The 24,869-nt window shown below is 65.6% G+C and carries 25 protein-coding genes and 1 tRNA gene; 8 read left to right on the top strand and 18 right to left on the bottom strand.

Annotation, left to right across the window (positions count from 1 at the left end):
- A complete protein-coding gene (locus ACZ5YD_RS02345) occupies positions 1-993 on the top strand; it encodes an RNA ligase family protein (RefSeq protein WP_379740048.1) in 993 nt (330 codons plus the stop codon).
- 67 nt (positions 994-1,060) lie between these two features.
- Here ACZ5YD_RS02345 and ACZ5YD_RS02340 read toward each other — a convergent pair whose 3' ends face one another.
- The 3 genes from ACZ5YD_RS02340 to ACZ5YD_RS02330 are packed head-to-tail and all read right to left on the bottom strand — an operon-like array spanning position 1,061 to position 4,276.
- Positions 1,061-2,149, bottom strand: coding sequence for a pyridoxal-phosphate-dependent aminotransferase family protein (locus ACZ5YD_RS02340; protein ID WP_379741317.1), 1,089 nt, complete (start codon positions 2,147-2,149; stop codon positions 1,061-1,063).
- A gap of 57 nt (positions 2,150-2,206) precedes the next feature.
- Positions 2,207-2,665 carry a metal-dependent transcriptional regulator gene (locus ACZ5YD_RS02335; protein ID WP_379740051.1) on the bottom strand — a complete coding sequence of 153 codons (459 nt, stop codon included), beginning with the start codon at positions 2,663-2,665 and terminating at the stop codon, positions 2,207-2,209.
- A 12-nt stretch (positions 2,666-2,677) separates the two neighbouring features.
- Entirely contained in the window at positions 2,678-4,276 is a 1,599-nt protein-coding gene (locus tag ACZ5YD_RS02330) for a hypothetical protein (protein WP_379740054.1), read from the bottom strand.
- A gap of 106 nt (positions 4,277-4,382) precedes the next feature.
- On the opposite strand from ACZ5YD_RS02330, the gene ACZ5YD_RS02325 reads away from it, so the two are divergent.
- Complete coding sequence (locus tag ACZ5YD_RS02325; RefSeq protein WP_379740057.1) at positions 4,383-6,815, top strand: PAS domain S-box protein; 2,433 nt, start codon at positions 4,383-4,385, stop codon at positions 6,813-6,815.
- A gap of 117 nt (positions 6,816-6,932) precedes the next feature.
- Here the strand turns inward: ACZ5YD_RS02325 and ACZ5YD_RS02320 are convergent, their stop codons facing one another.
- The 10 genes from ACZ5YD_RS02320 to ACZ5YD_RS02275 form a co-directional block, all read right to left on the bottom strand.
- A complete protein-coding gene (locus ACZ5YD_RS02320; RefSeq protein WP_379740060.1) occupies positions 6,933-7,772 on the bottom strand; it encodes an aldo/keto reductase in 840 nt (279 codons plus the stop codon).
- A 318-nt stretch (positions 7,773-8,090) separates the two neighbouring features.
- Positions 8,091-9,299 (bottom strand): orc1/cdc6 family replication initiation protein, encoded by a 1,209-nt coding sequence (locus ACZ5YD_RS02315; RefSeq protein ID WP_379740063.1) that lies wholly within the window; start codon positions 9,297-9,299, stop codon positions 8,091-8,093.
- A 397-nt stretch (positions 9,300-9,696) separates the two neighbouring features.
- On the bottom strand, positions 9,697-11,352 hold the full coding sequence (locus ACZ5YD_RS02310; RefSeq protein WP_379740066.1) for a potassium channel family protein: 1,656 nt from the start codon (positions 11,350-11,352) through the stop codon (positions 9,697-9,699).
- A gap of 131 nt (positions 11,353-11,483) precedes the next feature.
- Complete coding sequence (locus tag ACZ5YD_RS02305; RefSeq protein ID WP_379740069.1) at positions 11,484-12,254, bottom strand: class I SAM-dependent methyltransferase; 771 nt, start codon at positions 12,252-12,254, stop codon at positions 11,484-11,486.
- Complete coding sequence (locus tag ACZ5YD_RS02300; RefSeq protein ID WP_379740072.1) at positions 12,251-12,751, bottom strand: molybdopterin-dependent oxidoreductase; 501 nt, start codon at positions 12,749-12,751, stop codon at positions 12,251-12,253. Before ACZ5YD_RS02300 ends, ACZ5YD_RS02305 begins: the two co-directional genes overlap by 4 nt.
- A gap of 104 nt (positions 12,752-12,855) precedes the next feature.
- On the bottom strand, positions 12,856-13,827 hold the full coding sequence (locus ACZ5YD_RS02295) for an ATPase (protein ID WP_379740075.1): 972 nt from the start codon (positions 13,825-13,827) through the stop codon (positions 12,856-12,858).
- Entirely contained in the window at positions 13,824-14,108 is a 285-nt protein-coding gene (locus ACZ5YD_RS02290) for a DUF5827 family protein (RefSeq protein WP_379740078.1), read from the bottom strand. The genes ACZ5YD_RS02295 and ACZ5YD_RS02290 overlap by 4 nt, the downstream gene beginning before the upstream one ends.
- 215 nt (positions 14,109-14,323) lie before the next feature.
- The gene (gene sod, locus ACZ5YD_RS02285) at positions 14,324-14,926 is read right to left on the bottom strand and encodes a superoxide dismutase (protein ID WP_379740081.1); all 603 of its coding nucleotides are present in this window, start codon (positions 14,924-14,926) and stop codon (positions 14,324-14,326) included.
- A gap of 195 nt (positions 14,927-15,121) precedes the next feature.
- Positions 15,122-15,205 (bottom strand) — tRNA-Ser (locus ACZ5YD_RS02280).
- A gap of 252 nt (positions 15,206-15,457) precedes the next feature.
- Entirely contained in the window at positions 15,458-16,570 is a 1,113-nt protein-coding gene (locus ACZ5YD_RS02275; RefSeq protein WP_379740084.1) for a pyridoxal-phosphate-dependent aminotransferase family protein, read from the bottom strand.
- A 249-nt stretch (positions 16,571-16,819) separates the two neighbouring features.
- Here ACZ5YD_RS02275 and ACZ5YD_RS02270 point away from each other — a divergent pair, with 249 nt between their 5' ends.
- Complete coding sequence (locus ACZ5YD_RS02270; protein ID WP_464384454.1) at positions 16,820-17,542, top strand: helix-turn-helix transcriptional regulator; 723 nt, start codon at positions 16,820-16,822, stop codon at positions 17,540-17,542.
- 92 nt (positions 17,543-17,634) lie between these two features.
- Positions 17,635-17,931, top strand: coding sequence for a DUF7344 domain-containing protein (locus ACZ5YD_RS02265; protein ID WP_379740090.1), 297 nt, complete (start codon positions 17,635-17,637; stop codon positions 17,929-17,931).
- A gap of 76 nt (positions 17,932-18,007) precedes the next feature.
- Here ACZ5YD_RS02265 and ACZ5YD_RS02260 read toward each other — a convergent pair whose 3' ends face one another.
- The 3 genes from ACZ5YD_RS02260 to ACZ5YD_RS02250 all read right to left on the bottom strand — a co-directional run bounded on the left by ACZ5YD_RS02260 (position 18,008) and on the right by ACZ5YD_RS02250 (position 19,816).
- The gene (locus ACZ5YD_RS02260; protein WP_379740093.1) at positions 18,008-18,820 is read right to left on the bottom strand and encodes an aldo/keto reductase; all 813 of its coding nucleotides are present in this window, start codon (positions 18,818-18,820) and stop codon (positions 18,008-18,010) included.
- A gap of 93 nt (positions 18,821-18,913) precedes the next feature.
- Positions 18,914-19,288, bottom strand: coding sequence for a CGCGG family putative rSAM-modified RiPP protein (locus ACZ5YD_RS02255; protein WP_379740096.1), 375 nt, complete (start codon positions 19,286-19,288; stop codon positions 18,914-18,916).
- A gap of 93 nt (positions 19,289-19,381) precedes the next feature.
- On the bottom strand, positions 19,382-19,816 hold the full coding sequence (locus tag ACZ5YD_RS02250; RefSeq protein ID WP_379740098.1) for an SRPBCC family protein: 435 nt from the start codon (positions 19,814-19,816) through the stop codon (positions 19,382-19,384).
- A 237-nt stretch (positions 19,817-20,053) separates the two neighbouring features.
- Here ACZ5YD_RS02250 and ACZ5YD_RS02245 point away from each other — a divergent pair, with 237 nt between their 5' ends.
- The 3 genes from ACZ5YD_RS02245 to ACZ5YD_RS02235 all read left to right on the top strand — a co-directional run bounded on the left by ACZ5YD_RS02245 (position 20,054) and on the right by ACZ5YD_RS02235 (position 21,629).
- Entirely contained in the window at positions 20,054-20,317 is a 264-nt protein-coding gene (locus ACZ5YD_RS02245) for a DUF2249 domain-containing protein (protein ID WP_379740101.1), read from the top strand.
- 102 nt (positions 20,318-20,419) lie between these two features.
- Entirely contained in the window at positions 20,420-21,085 is a 666-nt protein-coding gene (locus ACZ5YD_RS02240) for a helix-turn-helix domain-containing protein (RefSeq protein WP_379740104.1), read from the top strand.
- Between the two features lie 70 nt (positions 21,086-21,155).
- Positions 21,156-21,629: a redoxin domain-containing protein gene (locus tag ACZ5YD_RS02235; protein WP_379740107.1), complete on the top strand. Its 474-nt coding sequence runs from the start codon at positions 21,156-21,158 to the stop codon at positions 21,627-21,629.
- A 135-nt stretch (positions 21,630-21,764) separates the two neighbouring features.
- On the opposite strand, the gene ACZ5YD_RS02230 is transcribed toward ACZ5YD_RS02235, so the two are convergent.
- On the bottom strand, positions 21,765-22,520 hold the full coding sequence (locus ACZ5YD_RS02230; RefSeq protein ID WP_379740110.1) for a DUF7345 domain-containing protein: 756 nt from the start codon (positions 22,518-22,520) through the stop codon (positions 21,765-21,767).
- A gap of 97 nt (positions 22,521-22,617) precedes the next feature.
- Complete coding sequence (locus ACZ5YD_RS02225) at positions 22,618-23,742, bottom strand: DUF7096 domain-containing protein (protein WP_379740113.1); 1,125 nt, start codon at positions 23,740-23,742, stop codon at positions 22,618-22,620.
- A 246-nt stretch (positions 23,743-23,988) separates the two neighbouring features.
- Here ACZ5YD_RS02225 and ACZ5YD_RS02220 point away from each other — a divergent pair, with 246 nt between their 5' ends.
- Complete coding sequence (locus ACZ5YD_RS02220) at positions 23,989-24,861, top strand: hypothetical protein (RefSeq protein ID WP_379740116.1); 873 nt, start codon at positions 23,989-23,991, stop codon at positions 24,859-24,861.
- The last annotated feature ends 8 nt before the right edge of the window (positions 24,862-24,869 follow it).

The raw sequence follows: 24,869 nt of genomic DNA, 5'->3' as shown, positions 1-24,869 counted from the left end.
ATGAAGGAGTACCCATCCATCCCGCGAGCCGAGGACGCCCCTGATCGACTCCTCGAGGGAGGACACCTCTGGCTCCTCGAGAAGATCGACGGCGGACACCTCCGGATGCAGCTTCGGGAGTCGGGGCTGATTCGGTTCGGGGATCGAAATCGGGTCTACGAGGACGCCGAGGAGATCCCCGTGGAGTACCGCCACGCGGTCAGACACGTTCGCGAGAACCTCGATCGCGAGGCGCTTCGCGCCGCGGTCGACGACGTCGAGGACGTGGTCCTCTTCGGGGAGGCGACGTATCGGAACGCGATCGACTACGAGTGGGACCGGATCCCGCCGTTCCTGGGGTTCGACGTCTGGTCTGACGAAGCGGGCGCGTTTCGTCCGCCGGACGCCGTCGAGTCGATCTTCGAGGCGCTCGGACTGGACCCGGTCAACGCGATCGAACGGGAGGTCCGCGCGCGCGACTTCGATCCCGGCTCGTACGCGATCCCGAAGTCGGAGTGGTACGACGGCCCCGCGGCGGGGGTCGTGATCCGGAACAAGAGCGGCGATCGAGCGGCGATGGTCCATCCGAAACTGGAAGCGATCGATGCGTCCGAAGCATCCGAGGGATCCGAAACCACCGGGACCTCGAACGCGGCCGGAGAAGCCGAAACGACCGGGGAAACCGAGACATCGGGAGAGTCGACGCCGTCGAGGGGATCGTCCGACGGATCCCCGGAGGAGCGACCGGACGAGGTGATCGGTCGATACGTGAGCGACGACCGTCTGGAACGGACCGCGACGCGGATCGCGGAGCGTGGCGAACCGGTGACCGTCGAGGCGCTCACGGAGCGCGTCCTCGAGCGGGTGCTTCGAGAGACCACCCTCCATCGCGAGGGCCATGGGGGACGCGGGACCGACGGTCGGTCGTCCGGCGGGGCAGGTAGGGCGGATGCGATCTCGTGCGAGGAACTCCGCGATACGGTGACGGAACGGGCGGTTCGGTTCCTCGGTTGAGGGGCATCGATCATCGAAGCCGAGGGCACACCGGAACACGCGAGAGTTCACCAGAGTACGCGAGGACTCATCGAAGCACGTCCGCCACCGCGTCCATCACGCGATCGACCGTCTCCACGTCGGCGTTGTACCCCATGTGGCCGAACCGAAGGACGTCGTCGGCCATCTCCCCGAGGCCGGTCGCGAGGACGACGTCGTGTTCCTCGCGAACGCGCCGCTGAACGGTCCGGGCCTCGCCGGGCAGGTGGACGGCGGTCACCGTCGGCGAGCATCGATCGGGGTCGGGGTAGCACTCGAGACCAAGCTCCCGGACGCGCTCGCGACAGCGTTCGGCCGCGCGCTCGTGTCGGTCGTGGACGGACTCGAGACCTTCCTCCAACAGGCGATCGACCGCGACGTCGAGGGCGGCGACGTTCGCGTTCAGGTGTGTGTAGGGGAACCCCTCGGAGACGTCCCGCCACGGGAGGAAGTTCGTGTACAGCGACGACGGGTCGCGCTCCTCCATTCGCTCCCAGGCTCGGTCGCTTATCGCGGCCGTGGTGAGCCCCGGCGGCGCGCTGAAGCACTTCTGGGAGGCGCCCAGACAGACGTCGATCCGGTCGGTCGGGACCGGAGTCCCGCCGAGCGAGGAGACGGCGTCGACGACGGTCACCACGTCGTGGGCATCGAGGAGGTCGAGGACGGGGCCGATGTCGTTGAGCGTTCCCGTCGGCGTCTCGCAGTGGACGAGCGTGGCGACCTCGAACGGGTCGTCCTCGGCGGCGGCGGACTCGAGCGCGTCGGCGACGGCCGAGCGATCGAGCCCCTCGTCGTAGGGCGCGGAAACGACCGTGGCGTCCCCGCCGTACGACTCGACGAAGTCGGCGAACCCGTCGCCGTAGATCCCGTTCGAGACACAGAGCACGCGGTCGCCCGGCGCGACGAGCGAGGCGATCGCCGCCTCCAGTCCGAGGATCCCCTCGCCGCCCGGGATAACGACGTCGTGAGAGGCTTCATCGATGCCATCGTGAGAGGCGCCGTAGACGCGGGCGAGTTTTCCACGGAGCGCGTCGTAGCGCTCCCGAAAGGATGCCTCGACGTCCGGGTTGGGCTGGACTTCCGCCATCGCCTCGCGGACCGACTCCGGAACCGCCGTCGGACCGGGTGTGAATCGTATCGTCATACCACGGCCTGCGAGCGGCGGCCATTTCCGGATTGCGGTTCGATCGATTGGTCACTGGCCGTCGGTGGCGAGCCCCGCGAGCCGATCGACCGCGTCCGAAGGGAGGTGGTAGCCGATCCGATACGCCACCTCGGGATCGGTCGTGGCGTCCCTGGAAGCGACGTCGTCACCCGAGATCTCGTCGAGGAATCGGCGGACGAGATCACGTCGCCACGCGAGTTCGGCGGCCACCGTCGCGCCGCGGTCGGTCAGCCACACGTCGCCGCGTGGTTCGCGAACGAGGAGGCCGTCCGCTGCGAGCCGGTCGACCATCTCCGTGGCGCTCGCGGGGGTGACCGACAGACGGTCGCTTATCGTTCCGGTCGACGCGCTCACCCCGTCGTCGAGGGCGAGCAGACGAACGGCGACCAGATAGCGTCCAGGACGGCGATCGATGCATTCGTGCGGGCGGTCACACGCACACGCTCCCGCGGGTTCGACGGAGTTCGGCGGCGATCGGGCGGTCGACATGGATGGGTGGGATCAGGAACCCTCGGCGGGAAGGTCTCCTCCCGAATCGGTTCGCCTAGAGGCGGCGCGATCGGAGGTGGGACTCCGCATGTCGGAGGTAGAACCCTGCATGGCCGGGTCCTCTCGAGTAGAGAGATCTCCGGTTGGTTCGTCGGTTCCGGGGTCATCGCTGCCCGGTTGGTCGGCGTCGGAGCCGGTGTTGGCGTCGGCGTCACCGGCGGCGATCGATCCGAACAGGATCTCCGCGATCGAATACGGGCTGTGGGTTCGAACCACCGTAGCGACGTTCCAACAGAACGCGACCGATCCGACGAGAATCGCCGCTCCACCGACGCCGCGGAGGAGATCGGCGACTCCGGCGTTCCCGAACCCGAGCCCGACGACTGCGTTCAGATCGGCGACGACGACGAACAGGGTTCCGAGGAGGAAACACGCGAAGTCGGTTCGGGCGATCCGGTCGCTGTAGAGGTCGTCGATCATGGGAACGTCCTCGAACCCGAGGAGATCGCTGTAGCGGTGGACCCAGACGATGAACGGAACGACGTGATAGACCGTCCCGAGAACGACGAACCCGATGACGCCGAGGGTCAACAGATGGACCGTCCCCGGCGCCCCGAACCGCGCGGACGTGGCGAGGGGATCGCGGAGCCAGCTCGGAAGCGTGAGAAGCGCCCAAAGCGCCATCGCCGGGGCGAGAACGGCGTATCGCGACAGCATGGGCGTCCAGGGAACCCGCGTCTCGACGAGTCGACGGGCGAGGACGACGCTCGCCGCGAGGAGCCCGACGCAGACCAGGACCCCGCCGAAAGCGGCGAGAGGGTGGAGGCCCAGGAGACGGCCGGTCGCGAGCGCCAGGACGCCGATCGGGTATCCGACCTCCTCGAGCCGCTGCAGTGGAACGTCGAGCCCGTGGAGCTCGGTCTGGGTGAACATCGTCGCGAGCTGGTAGAGCGCGCCGAGGACGGTCGAGAGGACCGCGCCGAAGACGGCGAGGGTCGCGTGTGCGCCGACGACGTCGACGCGCGAGACCGGATCGAGGTGTGAAGCCGGATCGGGATGTGAAGCCGAAAGCGTGGAGAGGACCGGATGGACGAGATCGATCGCGAGAAGGACGCCAACGCTCGTGAGAAGGAGGAAGAATCCGAGTGCGATCGCGAAGTGGCGTTCCGTCACGTCGAGTTCGGAGGGAGGGCCGACGGACGCAAGCGTCCGAGCGATGTTGTACACGAAGACCCAAAAGCCGAGCAACATCACGGCTCCGAATACCGGAAGGAGAAGGAATCGACCGGAGAACAGCCCGAACGCGAACCCGACCAGTCCGAGGGAGACGAGCTGGAGCTGTCGGGTCGCGAGCGACCGCGAGTGGAGATCGACGCCGGACCACACCGGAACGAACTGCGTCATCGCGCCCATGATCGTCACACAGACCCACCCGGCCAAGAGCAGGTGGACGTGAGCGATGCTCGAGGAGGCGGGTGGCGTACCGACGGCGATCCACACCCCGGCGATCACGCCGGCGAGGAGAAACAGCGAGGCGACGAGAAAGTGACGGAGGGGGACCGTCATCGGCGGCTGTCGATCCGTCTCGACGGTTCCGGGAACCACGCTCATGCCGGTTTGAAAAACGGTCGGCAGATACCTGCGGCTGTCCGCGAACATGTTCGAGATCCGGGAGCATTCGATCGACTTTTGGCCCGATGGACACAACGAGTCCCCCATGGAGTCGGAGATCGGGGTTCTTCACGTCGACGACCAGTCGGATTTCGGGGAGCTGGTCGCGGCGTTCCTCGAACGCGTCGACGATCGGATCGAGGTTCAAACGGAGACGAGCGTCACGACGGCCCTCGAGAAGCTCTCGGGGGATCCGGATCGGATCGATTGTGTGGTCAGCGACTACGACATGCCGGAATCGAACGGCCTCCAGTTTCTGGAAGCGGTCCGCGAGGAGGAGCCGACCCTGCCGTTCATTCTCTTTACGGGCAAGGGATCCGAGGAGGTGGCGAGCGAGGCGATCGCAAAGGGTGCGACGGACTACCTCCAAAAGAGGGGCGGCACGGAACAGTACGAGCTGCTGGCGAATCGGATCACGAACGCGGTCGAACAGTACCGTTACGAACACGAGCGAAACCGCGTCTATCGGGCCCTCGAGACGGCCACCCAGGCGATCGGGCTAATCGACGAGGAGGGCCGTTACATCTATCTCAACGAGGCCTACGCCAACCTCTACGGCTACGATCCCGAGGAGCTCGTCGGCGAACACTGGCGCGTCCTGTATCCCGACGAGGAGGTCGAGCGGTTCGAGGAGGAGATCCTCCCGCGGCTCGAGGAGGAAGGGCGTTGGACCGGCCAGAGCCGGGGACTGCACGCTGACGGTACGGCGATCCCCGAGCGTCTCTCGCTCGCACGGCTCGATACGGGCGGCCACGTCTGTGTCGTCCAGGACGTCTCCGAAAAACAGCGCCGGAGACGCCGTCAACGGCGCCAACAGGACGCGCTCTTGGACCTCATGACCCACGAATCGGTCGTCTCCGGACGCTTCGACCGTGCCGTCGAGGAGGTCACCGAGACCGCGACGGAAGTGCTCGATGCGTCCGCGGTGAACGTCTGGCTCCTGGACGAGGAGGACGACGTACTGCGATGTGTCGATGAGTACGACCGGATCGAGGACGAACACGAATCGGGGATGACGCTCGACGTGGACGCGTATCCCGAATACGTGGACGCCATCCGATCGAACCGGTCGATCGCGGCCGAGGACGCGCGTTCGGATCCGAGAACTCGAGGACTGGCCGGGGACTACCTCGAACCGAACGACGTGCAGTCGCTCCTCGACGCGACGCTTCGCTCCGAGGGCGAGGTCAAGGGTGTCGTCTGTCACGAGACACGCGAGGAGGCGCGCGAGTGGAGCGGCGACGAGGTACAGTTCGCCAACGACGTCGCGGACATCGTTCACCGGGCACTCCGCAATCGAAACGATCGCGAGCGCCAGCGGGAACTCGAGTTCCAACGGTCACTCCTCGCGGCACAGCGGGACGCGATCCTCGACGGCCTCATCGTCGTCAACGAGGATCGCGAGATCGTCTCCTACAACGACCGGTTCTGTGAGCTGTGGGAGATCCCCGAGCACGTCCTCGAGAGGGGCGACGACGATGCCGTCCTCGAACGGGTGTCCGAGAAGACGATCGATCCCGAGGCGTTCCGCGAGTTCATCGAGGAGCTGTATGCGGGCCCGGAGGCGACGAGTCGCGGCGAGATCGAACTGCGGGACGGTCGGATTTTCGATCGATACACGACCCCCGTCACCGGCGAGGACGGGAACTACTACGGCCGGCTGTGGATGTTCCGCGACGTAACCGACCGAAAGCAGCTCGAACGAAAGCTCGAACGGCAGATCGAGCAGTTCGACGAGCTCACGAGCGTCGTCTCACACGACCTCCGGTCGCCGATGGCCACCGTCCGTGGCCGTCTGGAGCTGGCACGGGAGACGGGCGAGGTGGAGCACATCGAGGCGGCACTTTCGGCCCTCGATCGCGCGGACGAACTCCGTGCGGATCTGGAGACGGTGCTCAAGACCGGGGAGATCGTTGATGAAACTCGATCGCTCGAGGTCGACGAACTCGCCAGATCGGTCTGGGAGACGATCGACACGTCGGCGACACAGCAGTCGAAATCCGGGACGGAGGTGAATGATTCCAGGGGAGAGATGGATGATTCGAGTGCTGTAGGGAACGAGGAGGGTGGGGCGACTAGCCACGAAAACACGGAGGCAAGCGCGAGCCTCCACGTGGAAGGGCCGATCGACGTCCGCGGCGACGAGAGCGCGGTTAGACGGTTGTTCGAGAACCTGATCGGGAACTCGATCGAACACGGCGAAGGAACGGTTCGGATCCGTATCGGCCCCCTCCGGGGAGAGGACGGATTCTACCTGGAGGACGATGGACCGGGGATTCCTCCGGAGAATCGAGAACGGGTGTTCGTTCCGGGCTTTTCGACGAAAGTCAATGGAGAGGGGATCGGAATAGGAATGGCAAGCGTTCACCAGATCATCGAGGAACACGACTGGGAGATCGAGGTCACGGACGCGACGGAACTGGGAGGCGTCCGATTCGAGATCAACACCGCTCCGGAACGTGGTGGCCAGTCGGAGTGACTCCCGTTAGGGACCGGCGATCGGAGTAACTCCCGTCAGGGACCGGCGAACGATTCGCCCACCGATGGGAGCACTCGCATTTCTCGCAGAGTCAGTCAGGTCAACGGTGGAGTCGACCTACTCCGAGATCCCGTAGACATCCCGGGTCCAGTCGCGCGGTCCGGTGTCGTAGCAGGGTCGGTCTCGGTCGCGTTCGTCGAGCCGGCGGCGATCGGAGTCATCGAGTTCCAACTCGACCGATTCGAGGTTATCGCGGATGTGGTCCGGCGAGCTCGATTTCGGGATCACGACCACGTCGTTGTCCATCGCCCACCGGAGGACGACCTGTGCGGGGGAGACGTCGTACGTCTCCGAGAGCTCGCGAACGACCTCGTCGTCGAAGACGTCGGAGCGCGAGAGGGGAGCGGCGGCCTCGATCACCGTATCGGTTTCCTCGCAATACTCGACGAGGCCGGGGCGCTGGAACCACGGGTGGTACTCGAACTGGTTAACCGCGATTGGGAAGTCGGCGATGTGGTGGGCGGCGCTGAGCTGGTACTGGCTGAAGTTGGAGACCCCGATGTTCCGGATGAGCCCTCGCTCGTGGAGTCGCTCCATCGCTTGGAACGTCTCCCGGAGTGAGATCGCGGGGTTCGGCCAGTGGATGAGGAAGAGGTCGAGGTAGTCGGTCCCGAGCCGGTCCAAGGACGCCTCACACGACTCGATGAGGGACTCGTAGTTCAGATTCGACGGGAGCACCTTTGAGGTGACGAACAGGTCCTCACGGTCGTAGTCGGCGAGCGCCTCGCCGATCCCCGCCTCGTTTTGATACCCCTCCGCGGTGTCGATGTGCGTGTATCCGGCGTCGATCGCGGTCCGAACCGCGTCGGCGACGTCACCCTCGGGAATGTTCCACGTCCCGAATCCGATCTGTGGCAACTCGTCTCCGCTCGGCAGCGTCGTGGTCGGTACGGACATGAACTCGTCCGGTCAAACGGGGAGCGGACGCTTAAAGGCGATCGTACGCGGGACGGAACGGTCCGATGGAGGAAAGAACAGGAGAAGCGGGGGGGAGAGAGGAAGAGGGAGAGTACGTTTCGTGTGCTTTCGGGTTGGGGGATAGGGTGAAGCGAACGAAGAGTGGGAAGCGATCGAAACGAGTGGAGTGGGATGAAACCGATGGAGGAGGATAATCGGAGCGGACGGAGAGGGATGAAACGGAACGGACGGTGGAGGAAGAGAGTACGTTTCGTGTGCTTTCACATCACACGAGGGAGGAATCAGTCAGTCAGTCAGTCAGTTCGATGGCCCATCCTCGACGTCGACGATGTCGGCCCGGGTCTCGAGGACGATTTCCGGATCGAGATCGAGTTCGTACTCGTAGTACTGGCCGCCCTTGAGCCCGTAGTTGCGCTCGTGTCTGAGGAGGAACCCGAGCATGTGGAGATCCGAGAGGTGGTCCTGAATGCTCTTGAGGGTCGTAAGCGGGGAGGCGCCGTAGGCGTCCGCGATCCGCTCGTATCCCTTCTGGATCTGCTTCGAGCGCGCCGGGACCTCCCCCTGCTGGTCGAGTTTCGCGATCGTCTCGAGGATGTACTGAGCGTGTTCGGTCTGATCGCGGATCTTGTTGCGTAGCCGGCCGCGCTGTACGAGTGTTCGTGCGTCCGCTATGTGGCCGTCCGAGACCACCTCGTCGTTCTCGCGTTCGGCGACCTCCGCGCCGACGCGGAGGAGATCGATCGCCTGTCGGGCGTTCCCCATGTCCTGGGCGGAAAGCGCCGCCGCCTTCGCGATGGCGGAGTCGTCACAGGCCCCGTCGACGAACGCTCTGTCGGCTCGGTTGTGGAGAATGGTGCGAAGTTCGCCCGCGTCGTAGGGGCTAAAGGATATCTCGGTCTCCATCAACGTGTCCTTCACCTTCGCCGACAGCGACTGGCGGAAGGTGTAGTTGTTGCTGATCCCGATGATCCCGACCAGCGAGTCGGTGATGTGGCCGTTCGATCGGGCCCTCGGGAGCTCGTAGAGGAGCGTGTTGACGTCGTCGAGGTGGTCGATCTCGTCGAAGACGACGAGGTGGGTCCCACCGAGCCGATCGAGTTGGTCGTAGAGCTCGTCGAAGGCGTCCCCGGTTCCCAGTCCCCGCTTCGGGAACGGACTCGAGTCCTCGGGAAGCAGATCGTTTACCAGCCGACGAACGACCATGAAGAGCGTCTTGCCGTTGCAGTTGATCTCGTGGACGTGGAGATCGTTCGCCTCCTCGCGGACGGCCACCTCCGAGCGTAGCTCGTCCATCATGTACTTGGTGACCGCGGTCTTACCGAGGCCGGCCTTGCCGTACAGGAAGACGTTCTCCGGTTCGCGACCGAACAACACGTCCTGGAGCGCGTGACTGAACGACTCGATCTCCTCGTCGCGTTCGAGGATCTCCTCGGGTTGATAGCTCTCGTTGAGGACGGACTTGTCCGCGAAGATGGTCTCCGTGAGACCGCTGAATGGCCCTCCCATGTCCTTGTGAAGTGTACCGTGCTTGTAGTATTTAATACCTACCTTCGAGTGTTTCGTTTGCTTTCGGGACGAGAAGCGGAAACGACGTTCGAGAGCGTCGACTCGATCGTGATTCCGATCCTGGTTCCGGATCGGATAGCACACGAAACGTACTCTCAGTTACTGTTGCCTCGTGATCCACGTCCTGGTCTCCGACGTTTGGCGTTCGATCCCCGGCCTTTGGCGTTCGATCCCCGGCGTACGTCCCTCCTTGTTTCATGTCCAGTGGGTCCGCCGCTGTTCCGGAGCCGCATCACCGATCCCCATCTCACGACCCACCCCACCCCACGATCCGAAAGCACACGAAACGTACTCTCTCCCTCCCCCATCCCAACGTTCCCCTGCGCGATACACCGCCTCACGACGGAGCGAAGCTTCGCTCGAATCGGGTCACGTCCTCGGAGGTACCGGCGACCACGATCCGGTCCTCCTCGTGAACCTCGAACGTCTCGGGATCGAACTCCGAGATCGTCTCGTCGCCACGTTGGAACGCGACGATCGTACAGCCGGTCCGTTCGCGGACCGCCGCGTCGGCGATCGTGGTTCCAGCGAGCTCACCGGCGGGGAGCCGAACGACGCTGATCTGTTTGTCGTAGGCGATGACCTCCTCGTCCTCGAAAACCGTCGCTGCCAGCATCCGTCCGCTGATGGCCGCGAGCGACTGGACGTGGTCGGCGCCGGCGCGGTGAAGCTTCTCGACGTCCGCGACGTCGTTCGCTCGAACGACGATCCGAAGGTCCGGATTCAGCTCGCGAGCGATGAGCGTGGCGAAGATGGCGGTCGTGTCGTCCTCGATCGCGACGATGAACGCGGAGGCCTCCGAGACGTTCGCCCGCTCGAGTGCGTCAGGATCACGTGCGTCGCCGACGACGTCGACGACTCCCTCATCGTCGTCCTCGACGTCGAGGACGGTGAGCCGTGAGTTCGAGCCGGAAAGCCGTTGGTGGACCACCTTGCCGGTGTCGCCGTACCCCGCGAGCACGATCCGCTGGCTCGGGAACCGTCGAACGGTCGTCTCCGTCGCGTCACGAAGCGCCTCGATCCGATCGGGCGCGCCCACGACGAGGAGTCGCGTCCCCGCATCGAAGGTTCGATCGGGATCGACAGGGGTCTCGAAGTCCCCGTTGAACCACGCCCCGATCACGTTCACGCCGAAGCGATCACGGACGCGTGCGTCGCCGAAGGTCCGATCACACAGGTCACTTCCCGTCTCGACGGAGAGTTCGGCCAACTCGAACTCCTCGCCGAGGGGGATCCCCTCCTCGACGTCGGTCCGAACGGCCGTCGGGATCTCGCGAACGATGTTCTCGCCGACCAGCCGTCGCGGCGAGAGCACGTCGTCGGCGCCGGCGGCGCGATGGTACCGAACGAGATCCGAGTCGGTGATGAGGGTTACCGTTCGCACGTCAGGATCGACGTCGCGCGCCGCGAGGACGATGCTCGCGCTGATCTCGTCGCCCGCGTCGGCGACGACAGCGATCGCGGACCCGATCCGGGCGTTCTCCAGCGTCCCCGTCAGTTCGGGATCGCCGTGCACCACGGTATATCCCTCCTCGTGGCGGTCCCGTGCGGTCTCGTCGTCGGCCACGACGAGCACGTGGTCGCGACCGCGGGCATCCAGCTCGTCGATGAACGCCTCGGTCCGCGGCGTGCAGCCGCAGACGACGACGTGGTCGCGGATCTCGTCGGCCGCCTCGGGCACGGTCGGCGTGAGCGCGCTGCGAAGCCAGGGAACGGCGAAGACGTCGACCGCGGTCAGGATGAGCCCGATCCCCGAAAGCTGCATCACGATGACGAGCACGTTCATCTGGGGCGACTGCCAGGGGGCGTCCTCGCCGTATCCGGTGGTCGTGAAGCTCTGGACGACGACCTCGAGCGAGCGAAAAAGCGGCTGCGGGCGGCCCTCCCAGACGGCCATGCCGAAGTTGTACGTCAGCGTGAAAAGCGCCGTCGTGGCGACGACGAGCGCGAGGTAGTAGGCGGTCCGTCGGGAGCGAAACGCCGTCCGGGCCATGAAGAGGATGGCGGCCGCAGGGATATCACCTCTGTGGAAGGGGAACGGATCTCGGCGTGGCCGTAGGAACGAGATACCGCTGTGAAGCAGGACTTCCCGCCGTGGAGACAATTCACCGCCGTGGAGGAGGACTACCGCCGCGCTCCGCCGTGATCGAACCGGGGATACGACTGTGCGTTCCCGGACGATTTGCGGGCGACGATCTCCGCGATGGCGCTCTTTCGGCCGTCCTCGCGGACCTCCGTTCGCTCCTCGTAGTGAAGTACGGTCAGATCCAGACAGGACCGAAGCAGCTCGTTCGACGCGAGCCGAAACCGCTCGTCGCTCGAACCGAGCTCGACGTCGTCCGCCGATCGGAGGTGGTGTTCGACGAACAGGACCCCGCCGGGAACGAGCGAGCGTTTGAGATCCGGGAGGCGATCGATCGTCCGGAAGAAGCTGATCGCGACGAGCCCGTACCGCGACGTCGGAATCGGCATCGTGGAGACGTCCGCCTGGATCCAGTCGATCCGTTCCGCGACGCCCCTCTCGCGGGCCCGCGAGCGGGCAGTTCGCAATCCCGCTCGCGACTGATCGACGGCCTCGACCGAAAAGCCCGCCTCCGCGAGCGGGATCGCGTTTCGCCCCGTCCCCGTCGCGACGTCGAGGGCACGCGGTGGTCCGTCCCGTCCGGTCGTATCGGCATTCGGGACGTGGGAACCCGGAACGTCGGCATCCGGGCCCTCGACGTGGTGATCCGTATCCGCTTCCCTCTCAGCCTCGGCCTCCGGAGCTGCTCCGGCTTCCGTCCCCCGTCCAGGTGCCGCCTCGATGCAGTCGAACAGCCACGGCGAGGGCTCGGGGTCGGTCGGATACTCCTCGTTTCGAAACCGTCGTTCCCACTTTCGGTGCGTATCCTTCATGAGACGCGCGAAAGCGCCGCGTCCTTGGCGGTGTCCGCCGCGGTCGGCTCGGACTTTCGGACCTCGATGGCGGAGACCCACTTAACGCTCTCCCAGCAGTCGCGGTCGTTCCCGACCGGAACCAGCCGAGCGGGACCGCCGTGTTCGAGCGCGAGGGACTCTCCGTCGAGTTCCACCGCGAGCACCGAGTCGGCGAGACGTTCGATCGGGAACGAGCAGGCGTATCCCGAATCGAGCGCTCGAACCAGCCCGTACTCGCCCGCATCGCTCACGCCGGCTCGCTCCAGGATCGACGCGACGCGGATCCCCTCCCAACGAAGCCCCTCGGCAGTCCACCCCTCCTCGCAGACGAAGTCGTCGACGATCGATTCACGGGCGAACGATTCGAGGTCCGCACGCGTGAGCGAGAGCACGTCGTCGACGGAACCGGTGACCTCGAGCGTCCACCCGTCCGTCTCCACCTCCTCGGGAACGCCGTGCCGTTCGAGATCGTTCATCACCGGATCAACGCCGCGACGCACAAAAACGGTTCCTCCGAACCAGTGCGGTCCGGATCGTTGGCCCGATTCGATCGAAGCGCTCTCCGTGGTCGCATAAACCCTCAAACGGCCTTCAACAGCGCATCGTAGGCGTCCGCGTACGCGGCGGCGACACGTGAGGGATCGCCGCGCTCCTCTGTCGACAGAGCCGGAAGACCCGTTCGCGCCACCGGCTCGATCATCGCGGTCACCGCCTCGGTGTGCTCCTCGAGAGCGCCCTCGCGGGCGCTCCCGGAGGCGACTTCGCGTCCCCGGAGATACCGATCTCCGTCGTAGATCCGGACACGCCCTGGCGCCACGACCGCGACGGCGTCGATGCCGATCTCCTCACCGCGGGAGTACGCGTCCGACTCCGGGGAATTGGCGTCCGAACCCACGTCGATGGGGACCGCGACGTCGGCGTACGACTCCATCACGACGGGACCGTCGTGGGACCGGATCCGCCCCGCAAACCGATCGAACGTCGGGAGGTACGCCTCGCGCATGACGCGGTTGAACTCCTCGAGGTCGTGAACACGGGTCGCCTCCGCGATCGGCAACCGTCCCTCGAGATCCTCCGGGATCAGACCGGCCTCCTCGGCCGCACCGTTCACCACGAACCGGGCGTCGCCCGGTTCCTCGACGCCGCCGACCCGGTCACAGAGGAACGTCCGATCGGAGTCGCCGAGCATCCCGGTTCGGCCCGGAGTCGGTCGCCAGAGCCGATGAACCGGGTTGATCGACTCGGGGGGGACGGGCGTCGTGGTCAGTCCGCGGGAACTCGCCGCGGCGAGCCGTTTCGCGTCCTTTCCGTAGAGCCGGCCGTCCGCGGTGGCGCGGCGGTAATCGTCGTGATCGAACCAGCGATCGTTTCCGGCCCGCGGCTTCACGCCGACGGGCTCCCGGCCGCGCTCGGCGAGGTGAGCGAGGAGTCCGACCGAGAAGGTCGTCTTACCGGCGTCGACGCGCGATCCGCCCGCGACGAGGAGCCGAAGGTGGTCGCCACCGGATCGGCGATTGCGGTCCTCGACCGGGAGGTCGCCGCCACCGGTCACGTCCGATCGCCGTCCTCGACCGCGAGGCCGTAATAGCCAGGTCCGTTCTCCTCGAGCGGCTCGCCGATCACCAACTCGTCCGCGTTCTGCATGATCCAGGGGATCGCCCAGTCGACGAGGACCGCCTCGGCCCCGTCGTCGATCTCGGCGTCGGGTTCGAGACCCTGGAGGAGCCTGGCGATCTCGGGCACCGTGTACATCAGGTCCGGGTCGAGCAGCTCCTCGGCCGTGTAGAACTCGCAGGGATAGGTCGTCTCGAAGGCGTCCTTGGAAGTGGGCATGTCACCGAATCCGCCCGCGCGGGCCCTAAACGACACGGTCGAGGCCCGGCGAGAGGGTCACGAAGGGCCACGGTCGAGGCCCGACGTGACCGTCTCGACTCGGTGGCGCGATCGAGACCGGGGACCAGCCGAGACGCGGGACTGCTCGAGCGTCGAGTCCGCAAAAAACTCGGGATTCGATCGCGGGTCGCGGGGCGCTCCCGTCTCGCGAGCGACTACTCGAAGCGCGGCACGACGTTGTCGTAGTTGTCGGCGACGTCGTCCCAGTCGACGACCTCGAAGAACGCGTCGATGAACTCGCCGCGTGCCGGGCCGTAGTCGTGGTAGTAGGAGTGTTCCCAGACGTCGAGCGCGAGGATCGGGTGGGCGCCCCACAGCGCGCCCTGGTCGTGTTTGTCGACCTTGACGTTGCGAAGCTGCTTTGCGACCGGATCGTAGACGAGCAGGGCCCACCCGCCGGCGGCGCCCGCGGCGGCCTCGAACTCGGCCTTCCAGGCCTCATAGGAGCCGAAGTCCTCGGCGATGCGGTCGGCGAGTTCGCCGTCCGGCTCGCCGCCGCCGTTCGGCGACATGTTGTTCCAGAACAGCGTGTGGAGGTAGTGACCGCTGCCGTTGTGGGTCACGTTGCCGAGCGCGCCGGCGGTGCTGCCGTGATCGCCGCTCTCGCGGTTCTCGGCGAGCGTCTCCTCGGCGGCGTTGAGCCCGTTTACGTACCCCTGATGGTGGGTATCGTGGTGCCAGGTGAGCACCTGCTCGGAGATGTGCGGTTCAAGTGCGTCGTAGTCGTACGGAAGCGGATCGAGTTCGTGGTCGCTCATGTGTTTCACCCACATCATGGATCGATCGCGGGGCTGTTAAAGATTGAGGAAACGCACGGTAACGTGTCTCGTGGCCGTGAAATTCGGAACGGGATCAGGTCCGCTTCGAATTCACAGAACAGGTCCGTTTTGAATCCAAACACGAGCGCCGCGCGGCGCGAAACTGCGCGGCGCGAAACTGCGTCGCGCTTCGTACGGTGGGACTGGGATTCGAACCCAGGAAGCCGTGAGGCTACCTGCTTTCAAGGCAGGCGCAATGGGCCGCTCTGCCATCCCACCATGGATCGTGATTCGCCCCAGTTCCGTCATCGGTTCCATCCGTTCGCAAGCGGAAACGGATGGTGAACTTCCGGCCATTCCACGCACGATCGAACGGTGCCGGAACCGCCGGAATTCACCGCCATGGGGCGTGTCCGGATGAATAATCCGGACAAAGTTGAAGGTGTCGTTGTGACCGACACGATCGAGACATGACCGATACGATCCGACTACGGTCCCGACTCGATCACTGGCGACGTCTCGGACGGCTGTTCACAGACCGGCGGCGTCCTCGATGGCGTCCGTGAGCGTCCTGATCGACTCGACGGTGTGTTCGCCCATGTGTCCGATCCGGAACGTCTTCTCGCCGAGCGCCGACCCGTATCCGTTCGAGAAGACCATGTCGTGGCGCTCGGAGACGGTTTCGATCGTCCCGGCGACGTCGATGTCTTGGGTGTTCGCGATACAGCTCACCGTCTGTGACTCGTAGCCCTCCTCCGGGAACAGATCGAAGTGGTCGCGAGCCCACTCGCGGGTGTACTCGGCCATCTCGCGGTGGCGACGGTCACGCTCGTCGTGGCCCTCCTCGAGCATGTACTTCATCTGTTTGCGGTAGGCCAACATGATCGGGATGGCCGGCGTGGAGTGGGTCTGGCCCTTCCGATCGTAGTAGTCGAGCGAGCGCTGGAACCCGCCGTACCACGAGGCGGAGTCCTTCTCGAGTTCGCGCTCGTAGGCGTCGTCGCTGACGACACAGACCGCGAGTCCCGGCGGCATGGCGAACGCCTTCTGGACGGAGGTGAAGATCACGTCGATGCCGTGGGCGTCGATGTCGACGGAGTCGCCGCCCAGCGCGGAGACAGCGTCGACGATGAAGTAGGTGTCCGGGTAGTCGGCGACGACGTCGCCGATCTCCTCGACGGGGTTGCGGACGCCGGTCGAACTCTCGTTCATGACGCAGGTGACGGCGTCGTAGTCCGTCTCGCTCCGCTCGAGGGCGGCTCGTACGTCCTCCGGCTTTACGGCCTGGCCCCACTCGTACTCGAGCGTGTCGACCGACTTGCCGAGGCGTTCCGCAACGTTCGCCTGCCGTTCGCTGAAGCTGCCGCAGGTCGTACAGAGGACGTCCTCGTCGACGAGGTTGAGGATCGAACTCTCCATGAACTCGGTACCCGATCCCGTCAAAACGATCACCTCGTGGTCGGTGTCGAGGAACTCCTTCGTATCCTCGACGATGGTCGTATACAGGTCCGTCATCCGATCCATCCGATGGCCGAACGTCGGCTCACACATCGCCTCGATGACGTCCTCGCGAACCTCCGTCGGCCCCGGAATGTACAGCGTCTTGTCGGGATAGTCGCCCGTGTACTCGCGTTTCTGGGTCACACAAACCACCTGATACTGTATAGCGAGTTTCGAGCGGGTATCATCCTTTTCATACCGCACCGCGAGGCGACGATTCGGACGCCACCCGTCCCACTTTTGTGATCGATCCTTTCGCCTCGTGATCGACGCTCCAGACTCGTGATCGACGCCCCATTTTAAGGGACGTCGCATCAAGCGCCGAATATGACGACGAATTCGGTATCGGAACTCCGATACATAACTCAATCGGAAAGTCGAGCGAGGACGCTCGTGATCCTCTCGGAGGCGGGAGAGCTCGAGCGGGCCGAACTGGAGTCCCGGCTCGATGCGTCACACAGAACCGTCGTGCGTGTCGTGAAATCGCTACGGGAGCGAGGATATCTCCGTGAAACCGACGGATCGCTCCGGCTGACCCCGTTCGGGTCCCACGTCGCCGACGAGCTCGATGGATTCCTCGAGACGACGGACCTCGCGGTCACCTTCAGGCCGCTTCTCCGTCACGCGCCGCCCGCGCTCGAGACCATCGATCTCGAGGACCTGGAGGGCGCGGAACTGCTCGTCGCCTCGGAGTCGGATCCGTTCAGCATCCTCGATCGAATACTCACGCTTCGATCGGAGGCGACCCGGATTCGGGAGGTCGCACCGGGCGTTCAAAAGGAGAGCGTCGACCAGCTCGCAGAGCGGATACGCAGCGGGGAGGACATCGACGTCGAGGCCGTGATCCCACGGCAGGCGGGCGATATCGCGGACTCGAGGACGGAGTACCGCGATGGTCACGCGGTGGCGACCGACTCGGACGACGTCGACATCTACGTCCACCCCGACCAGATGTCGTTTTTCGCGGGAGCCGCCGACGGGACGGCGATGGTCTCGGTGTCGAGGAACGAACGGCCGTACGCGCTCGCGATCTCCGAAAATCCCGCCCTCAGAGCCACGGTCGAGTCGATATTCGAGACGTACCGCGAGCAGTCGACGCTGAAGACCCCGGGGTGAGGGTCGATCGGGACGATCACGACCCCGCGTCAGGGGTTGTCGTTACGTCATCGGGTGACACTTTGTACCGTCGCATCGATCGTGGATCGACGATGCGATCGCAAGCAGTCGACGGCATACTTCAGGTGCTGGCCGACCGATACCGACGATCGGTGGTGCGATATCTGGCGGACGAATCCGACGGTGTCGCGTCCGCGGGGGAGATCGCGGGCCACCTCGCCTCGCAAGGGGAGATGCCACACGAGGACGCGTTGATCAACCTCGAACACGTCATCCTCCCGACGCTGTCCGAACGCGGGATCGTGGAGTACGACGCGGACACGGAGGAGGTTCGGTATCAGTCCCACACGCTCGTCGAGGAGCTTCTGGACACCCTCGACCGGGAGTAATCTCGACGTCAACTACACCGCCGTCTTCACCGTCGACTACACCGCCGTCTTCACCGTTGAGTTCACCGCCCACGCCTCAACGGTTCCAGGGAGCGTAGTCCCGGTCGATTATCCGGTGTTCTCGCTCCAGCGCGTCGATCCGAGCCACCTGTCCGTCGTCGAGTGCGAGATCCAGGGCCGCCAGGTTCTCCCGCTGGTGTGCGGGGGTGGCGGCCTTCGGGACGGCCGCGACGTTCTCCTTCGAGAGCAGCCACGCGAGGCTGACCTGTGCGGGGGTAGCGTCGCATTCCTCCGCGATCTCCCGGATGACGGGCACGTCGTAGACCCGACCGCGGGCGATCGGGCAATACGCGACGAGCCAGTGGTCGTGGCGCGCGGCGTACTCCTGGAGGTGTTCCTGTTGCAAGAGCGGATGCATCTCCACCTGGTGGGCGAAAAGCGGTCCGTCGAGCACCTCGCGGGCGCGGTCGAGCTGGTCGGGCTCGAAGTTGCTGACGCCGACGTTTCGAACCGCGCCCCCCTCGCGAAGCTCCTCGAAGGCGCCGAGGGTCGTCTCGGGGTCATAGAGGTCAGCCGGCCAGTGGACGTACAGCAGGTCGACGTAGTCGGTTCCGAGCCGATCGAGGCTGCCCTCGACGCCCGCGATCACGTCCTCGCGCGTCGGACCGGGTTTCTCCTCGTGAACGGACTTCGTCGCCAGGAAGACGTCCTCGCGGTCGACGTCCGAGGCCGCGATCCCCTCGCCGACGTACTCCTCGTTCCCGTAGACCTCCGCCGTGTCGACGTGACGATACCCCGCCTCGAGGGCGCTTCGAACGTTCTTCGTCCACTGCGCCGCGTCGTCGTCCGAATACGTGCCGAGGCCGATTCGGGGAAGGGTCTCGTCCATGTGGGTCGTGGTGTTCATTCGCACATCACTCTTCCGGCGATCGCTCACTCTACCAGCGATCGGCGTGCGGGGCCCGAAGGGTCCCGGAGCAACTCACGCCCGAACGCGAACGACGTGACCGCCGCAACCGCACTGTTCGACGTACTCCCACTCGATGGCCTCGCCGATCTCAGCCGCCTCCAGCGCGTCGAAGAGGTACTCCGAGGGGTGCCCGTGTGCGCCGTGGGTGACGAGATTGACGTGGTTTCCGGGTGCCGTATGCTCGATGGCGTCGATGGCCTGTTCGACCACGAGCGATCGCGATTCGGCGTGCTCGGGCTTCTCGAGGTTCGCCGACCAGGAGTTGTCGTGAACCCGGTCGGTCACCGGTTCGGCGTCGTGGTCGTGGTCGGCGTCGTGATCATGATCCGTGTCGTGATCGCGGTCGGCGTCGACGCCCGGCTCGCCCTTGCGTGTGGTCTCGGACATGGGTCTCACCACGAACTACCGGCGGAACGGACAAGTCCGGCCGGGCGAACATGTCCGAAACACCTCCCGGAGAGACGAACTCGACGAGTCGGTTCAAGCCGTCTCGTCCGCCAGCCAGTCGAGTTGCGCCTCCAGCTCCCGACGCCGCTGGCGGTCGATCACGGTCGCATCGAGGAGGTCGCCCACGACCGCGACGTCGAGCGCGAACGTCGTCGTGGCCTCGACCTCGGTCCCGTCCGCCACCGACGACAGCGAGTAGGACGTGACCATCTCCTCGAAGATGCCCTCGCGCTGTTCGTAGGCGAAGGCCGCATCGGCGTGAGGTTTTTCGAGGGCGTCCGTGTCGACGCGCTCGAGCGTCAACTCGATCGTGGCGATCCCGACCGCGTTCGCGACCTCGATCCGGTCGCCGTCGACGGCGACCTCGTCGAATCCGGCGGCGGTCATGAAGGGACCGACGTCGGTCATCGCCTCGGCGATCGTCTCCGGATCCGAATCGATCGTTCGGGTGACGGTGACTGAGTGCATGGGTGTGGGGATGGACGCCCGGTTCGACCATCGAGCCGATCGCGGGCATCGGGAGATCGAGACGATCTCCGGCCGTCCGCATAAATCCCTCCGAGCGGAACCACCGTACGCCCTCGTGCGAACGTATTCGTCGTCGAGGGGCGCTCGCGCTCGTCGTCGAGGAACGCTCGTGCCGTCACGATCCGATCGAACATCTTCGGCGAAATAGTCACTCCCTCGCGAGCCCCCATCTCGAACATGGAGGCCGAACCGGCGGTTCTCGCGGAGACGGGTGCACCCACCGGACGACCGACGGAGACGCTCGACGCCCGCGACCTGCCGCCGCCACAGCCGTTGAAGAACACGCTCGAGCGGTTGCCCGATCTGTCCGGGGAAACCGTCCTGGTGCAGTTCAACGATCGGGCGCCACAGCACCTCTACCCGAAACTGGCGGATCGCGGCTACGAGTACGGAACCGCGGAGACGGACGACGCCGTGGTGACCGCCATTTGGCGACCGTAGGGCGCCCCACGCGTCGGCGTCGACGGACGCCGGACAGCAACCTCTACGTCGAACATGTTCGCCAACACGTTGAATGGGGCAACGCGTTTAGGTTCGCCTAAGATGGTGTCCGTCTCACTCACGCTCGACGTCCCGACGCGCGCATGGATCGGCGATCTCTCCCGGGAGTTTCCGGATGCCCGGTTTCGGATTCGATCGGCACAGTCGTGTGACGACGTCGGCGTCGGATTCGTGGAGGTGTTGACTACGGACTCCGACCCCGACGCGATCGTCGAGCGCATGGAGGCCTACGACGAGGTCTACACCGTCGAGGTCTTCCAGCGCGGCGCCGACCGGGCGCTCATCCAGCTCGAGGCCGACGATCCGCTCCTGCTTCGCGTTCTCGATCGGACCGGGGTGCCGATCGAGATGCCCTTCGAGATCGTCGACGGCGAGGTGGACTGGGAGCTGACGACGACGAGGAACCGCCTGTCCACGCTCGCGGACGAGCTCGAGCGGTCGGACATCGGCTTCATGGTCGAACACATCTGGGAGAGCGTTCAGTTCGATCGGATCCTCACGGAGCGACAGGCCGAAGTCGTCGCGACGGCGATCGACCTCGGGTACTACGACTCGCCGCGGGGCTGTACCCAGGGCGAGCTGGCCGACGAGCTGGAGATGGCGAAGTCGACGTGCTGTGAGATCCTCCACCGGGCCGAAGAGCGGATGATAAAGCAGTTCGAGGACGGCGACCAGCCGGCCTTCACCCAACCCAAAAAACACGCCTGAGTCGCCTCGGAGACGAGCTCCCGTCCGTTCGTGATCGACTTTATGGTTCGCCACCCCGAATCTCGTCGTGATGGTCTCCAATGGAGACGCCGCTCCGAGTTTCACCGCAACGATCGGCACGAGTGACCACGAATCGTTCGACCTCGAGGACGCCCTCGGAGACGGTCCCGTCGTGCTCGCGTTCTTCCCCGGCGCGTTCACCCCGCCGTGTACGAACGAGATGATCGCTCTCCAGGATCGACTCGAGGCGTTCGACGACGCCGGCGCGCGCATCCTCGGCGTGAGCGCCGACTCGCCGTTCTCGCTCGGCGCCTTCCGCGAGGAACACGACCTCGAGTTCGACCTGATAAGCGACATGGGCCGCGAGGCGATCCGGGCTTTCGACCTCGAGATCGACATCGCCGACCTCGGGCTACACGGGATCGCGAACCGGGCCGTCTACGTGCTGGATGCGGACGGCACGGTCGTCTACGACTGGGTCGCCGACGATCCGACGAACGAGCCCGACTACGAGGCGGTGCTCGAGGCCGTCCGATCGGCCTGAGACGGCGTCGTCGATCGTACGTGAGAAGAGATCTCGACGTTCTTTGACGGACGGTTCGAGACGTCCGGGTGGATCGCGGTCGATGGAAGATCGGGTCGGCCGTCGGCCGGTGGAAGATGGTCGGCTACCAACCGATCAGCGATCGGCGCGCGCTCGCGCCGCGAGGAGGGTCCCGATCAGCGCAAGAACCGCCGTCACGGCGCCGAATCCCGGCGCCGAGGCCTGAGAGGATCCGGAGCCGGCGGCGTCATCGGAATCGCCGTTCGCGCTCGACGTCGGCTCGAAGGTCACCTCGAACCCCTCGAGCGACGTCCCGGGCTCCCACCGGAGGGACTCTGGTTCGCCCTCCTGCTCGGCGCCACCGGAATCCGCCTCCGGCGTCACGCCGCTCGCGGCGTACCCGTCGGGAGCCGTCACGACGAAGGTGCGATCGGACTCGAACCCGCTCGCGAACGGTTCCGTGAGGACGATCGAGTCGTCCTCGAGTGCGGCCAGCCCGCTCCAGCGCACCGATAGCGCGACGGTCCCGACCTCCGAGCTCTCCTGGTTGCTCACGTCGATCGACCCGTCGGAGACGCGCATCTCGCGGTCCGTCTCCGCCGCCGTGTCGTTGGCGACGGAGGCCATTCGCGACTCGAAGCGGTCGCGAAGCGCCGACCGCGCGTCCGTGTCGTTCGCGAGCGCTCGGAAGGCGTCCCGCTCGTCGTCGTCACGCAGATCGTAGGTCGACACGAGGGTGACCGTGGCGTCGCCGTTCTCCTCGAGTTCGACGACGAACGCCGGACTTCCGTCGTGGTCTGCGGCCGCAGCACCTCCGGTCGCACCGGCGAGCAGGCCGGAAACGACGACGGCCGCCAGACACGCGGACGCGATCCGGGACGCCGCGATCATCGCGAGATCTCGGACGGATAGGCGGTCACCGGTCGATCGACGCCGAACGCCGACCGGTCGGTCTCGGATCGCGAGTTGGAGTTAGATCCCCCTCGATTCATCGATTTCCTCCCGCACTACCGCGATCGGAACCGCCGCTCGATCCGGCCGATCCGCCGGAACCTCCGGCGCTACCGCCGTCGTCGCCGTCGGACTCGGTCGAGTCGTCACTCGTGGACTCGGTCGAGTCGTCCGACCCGTCGTCGGAATCACTCGAGTCGTCGGTGCCGTCCTCGGAACCGTCAGAATCGGCCGGTCCGTCGGCATCATCGGGACGGCCGGATTCGTCGGGAGCGTCGCCGCGGTCGGAGGCACCCTCGTCCGTGGCGGTTCCGGCTTCGTCGTCGGCGTTCTCCCGTTCGTCGCTCTCCTCCATCCCCTCCTCGGAATCGTCGTCGCCATCGTCACGTCCGGGGAGGTTCTCCGGCGGACCGGCGTCGCCCGGCGGACCCGCGTGTGCCGGCGGGCCGGCGATGTTGCCAGCGACTTCCGAGGCGTTGCCGCGCAACTCGCTCGCGTTGTTCTGCAGTTCCCGGATCGCGGTCGCGTTCACGCCGCGCTCCTCGAGCAGCTCGTCCGGCAGTCCCGCGGCGGATTCGGCGGTCTGGTTCGACGTGCGCTCGATGTTGCGAAGTTGTGCCGCGATCTTCGCGTTCCGCGAGCGGTATTCACCTTCGGAGATCTCGCCCTCCTCGCGCATCTCGCGGAGCTCCTCCTGTCGTTCCCGGAGTTCCTCGACGCGTTCGGAGTCGTTTTCGATCGCGTCCGCGATCACGTCCGCACGCTCGCCGTCGGTCTGTGCGCGTGCGATACGGAGCCCGAGCGCGCGGGATTCGATCTCACCGTCGAGTTCGGCCTCCTGGACGCCGATCGCGCCCGAGAGGAACTGGCCGGGCGGGATGTCCTCGACGTCGGTCTCGTTACCGTCGTCCGTCTCGTTCGTCGTATCGTCCGAGTCGTTGGCGGTCTCGGTTCCGTTGGTGGTGTCGCTTGACTCGGTTTCGTTCGTCTCGGTTCCGTTCGTCTCGGTATCGTTCTCCGTGGTCACCTGTTCGACCGTGCTTCCGGGCGCGTCGACGGCCTGGGCGTTCGCGCCGTCCATGGCCGCCGCCGCGGCCGGTGCGGCCCCGACGGTCGAGACGACCAGGACGAACGCGATCACGAGCGTGCTGAGTCGGTTCATCGCGTTCGGTCCAATGAGCGTGGAGAACTTATAAAGGCGAGACCGTGAATCCGGATTTCGAACGGTTAAGCCGGATTTAATCCGGATTAAATCGTCCGTTCACCCGCGCTTCCGGCAAACGAGCGGATCGAGCCGGCGTTTCGACGAACGTATATATACCGTGAGATCGAACTTTCCGAGTATATCCGGCGCGCGTCACGTTTCGGCTCGACGGGAACGCCGCCGACATGGGGGAAGCAAACCAAAATGAGGCCCACGAACCGTTCCGAGCGGGCGAACCACCCTCGTCCCGGTGAGGGGAACGCCTCGCAGACTCGGCGCCGATCCGGCTCGAGCGGTTCGCACGGAGCGACCGTCCTCGTCGTCGACGAGGATCATCACGCGGATCGGTACGCGATGTGGCTCTCGAAGACGTACACGGTTAGAACCGCGAGCACGCGCGATGAGACGCTCGCGGTGCTCGACGCGAGCGTGGCGGTCGTGTTGCTCGGGTACGGGCTGGATGGAGACCTCAAACGCGACGTCGTGGCCGCGGTCGAGGAGACGTCCTCCGCCTGTAAGATCGCGCTCGTCTCGACCGAACGCGAGGCGATCGCGGACGCGGCGGTCGCTCACCACGGAACGATCACGAGGCCCGTGACCGAGGACGCCGTTTCGACCACGGTCGCCCGCCTCCTCAGACGCGCCGTCTATCACGACGCCCTCCGGACCTATTACGGGGTGACGGCCCGGATGAGCGCCTACGAGATCTCCGACGGCGAGACCGATCGCCGATCGGATCCGGACTACGAGCGGCTGCGGAGGCGTCGATCGGAGGCGATCGATCGGATCGAGGAGCTTCAGGCGGCGCTTTCGGCCGACGACAAGCGTGCGGTGCTCGACGCGTTGACCGCCGAAGCGACGCTTCCGGCCCGGCCCGACGACTCCTCGGTGAAGACGCGAAAACACCGCCCGGATTCCTGTCGCGAGTGCGGGCTCGAGTGGGGCATCGATCACGGCGGGGACGTCGGCGACGGCTACCTCTCGCTTGGAGCCTACACCTGGAAGTGTCGACGCTGTGGGTCGGTCCAGTCCGTTCCGAACCCCAACAATCGCTCGCTCGCGCGGCGTCGATACTGAATCGGCGT

Source organism: Halopenitus salinus, assembly GCF_055397165.1.
This window is presented reverse-complemented; position numbering and strand designations above follow the sequence as displayed.

What these genes read in the sequence shown, in the direction of transcription:
- ACZ5YD_RS02345 (WP_379740048.1), top strand. Translation starts at nt 1, where the DNA reads ATGAAGGAGTACCCATCCATCCCGCGAGCCGAGGACGCCCCTGATCGA.
- ACZ5YD_RS02335 (WP_379740051.1), bottom strand. Translation starts at nt 2,665, where the DNA reads ATGTCGACCGCCCGATCGCCGCCGAACTCCGTCGAACCCGCGGGAGCG.
- ACZ5YD_RS02330 (WP_379740054.1), bottom strand. Translation starts at nt 4,276, where the DNA reads ATGAGCGTGGTTCCCGGAACCGTCGAGACGGATCGACAGCCGCCGATG.
- ACZ5YD_RS02325 (WP_379740057.1), top strand. Translation starts at nt 4,383, where the DNA reads ATGGAGTCGGAGATCGGGGTTCTTCACGTCGACGACCAGTCGGATTTC.
- ACZ5YD_RS02320 (WP_379740060.1), bottom strand. Translation starts at nt 7,772, where the DNA reads ATGTCCGTACCGACCACGACGCTGCCGAGCGGAGACGAGTTGCCACAG.
- ACZ5YD_RS02315 (WP_379740063.1), bottom strand. Translation starts at nt 9,299, where the DNA reads ATGGGAGGGCCATTCAGCGGTCTCACGGAGACCATCTTCGCGGACAAG.
- ACZ5YD_RS02310 (WP_379740066.1), bottom strand. Translation starts at nt 11,352, where the DNA reads ATGGCCCGGACGGCGTTTCGCTCCCGACGGACCGCCTACTACCTCGCG.
- ACZ5YD_RS02305 (WP_379740069.1), bottom strand. Translation starts at nt 12,254, where the DNA reads ATGAAGGATACGCACCGAAAGTGGGAACGACGGTTTCGAAACGAGGAG.
- ACZ5YD_RS02300 (WP_379740072.1), bottom strand. Translation starts at nt 12,751, where the DNA reads ATGAACGATCTCGAACGGCACGGCGTTCCCGAGGAGGTGGAGACGGAC.
- ACZ5YD_RS02290 (WP_379740078.1), bottom strand. Translation starts at nt 14,108, where the DNA reads ATGCCCACTTCCAAGGACGCCTTCGAGACGACCTATCCCTGCGAGTTC.
- sod (WP_379740081.1), bottom strand. Translation starts at nt 14,926, where the DNA reads ATGAGCGACCACGAACTCGATCCGCTTCCGTACGACTACGACGCACTT.
- ACZ5YD_RS02265 (WP_379740090.1), top strand. Translation starts at nt 17,635, where the DNA reads ATGCGATCGCAAGCAGTCGACGGCATACTTCAGGTGCTGGCCGACCGA.
- ACZ5YD_RS02260 (WP_379740093.1), bottom strand. Translation starts at nt 18,820, where the DNA reads ATGGACGAGACCCTTCCCCGAATCGGCCTCGGCACGTATTCGGACGAC.
- ACZ5YD_RS02255 (WP_379740096.1), bottom strand. Translation starts at nt 19,288, where the DNA reads ATGTCCGAGACCACACGCAAGGGCGAGCCGGGCGTCGACGCCGACCGC.
- ACZ5YD_RS02250 (WP_379740098.1), bottom strand. Translation starts at nt 19,816, where the DNA reads ATGCACTCAGTCACCGTCACCCGAACGATCGATTCGGATCCGGAGACG.
- ACZ5YD_RS02245 (WP_379740101.1), top strand. Translation starts at nt 20,054, where the DNA reads ATGGAGGCCGAACCGGCGGTTCTCGCGGAGACGGGTGCACCCACCGGA.
- ACZ5YD_RS02240 (WP_379740104.1), top strand. Translation starts at nt 20,420, where the DNA reads ATGGTGTCCGTCTCACTCACGCTCGACGTCCCGACGCGCGCATGGATC.
- ACZ5YD_RS02235 (WP_379740107.1), top strand. Translation starts at nt 21,156, where the DNA reads ATGGTCTCCAATGGAGACGCCGCTCCGAGTTTCACCGCAACGATCGGC.
- ACZ5YD_RS02230 (WP_379740110.1), bottom strand. Translation starts at nt 22,520, where the DNA reads ATGATCGCGGCGTCCCGGATCGCGTCCGCGTGTCTGGCGGCCGTCGTC.
- ACZ5YD_RS02225 (WP_379740113.1), bottom strand. Translation starts at nt 23,742, where the DNA reads ATGAACCGACTCAGCACGCTCGTGATCGCGTTCGTCCTGGTCGTCTCG.
- ACZ5YD_RS02220 (WP_379740116.1), top strand. Translation starts at nt 23,989, where the DNA reads ATGAGGCCCACGAACCGTTCCGAGCGGGCGAACCACCCTCGTCCCGGT.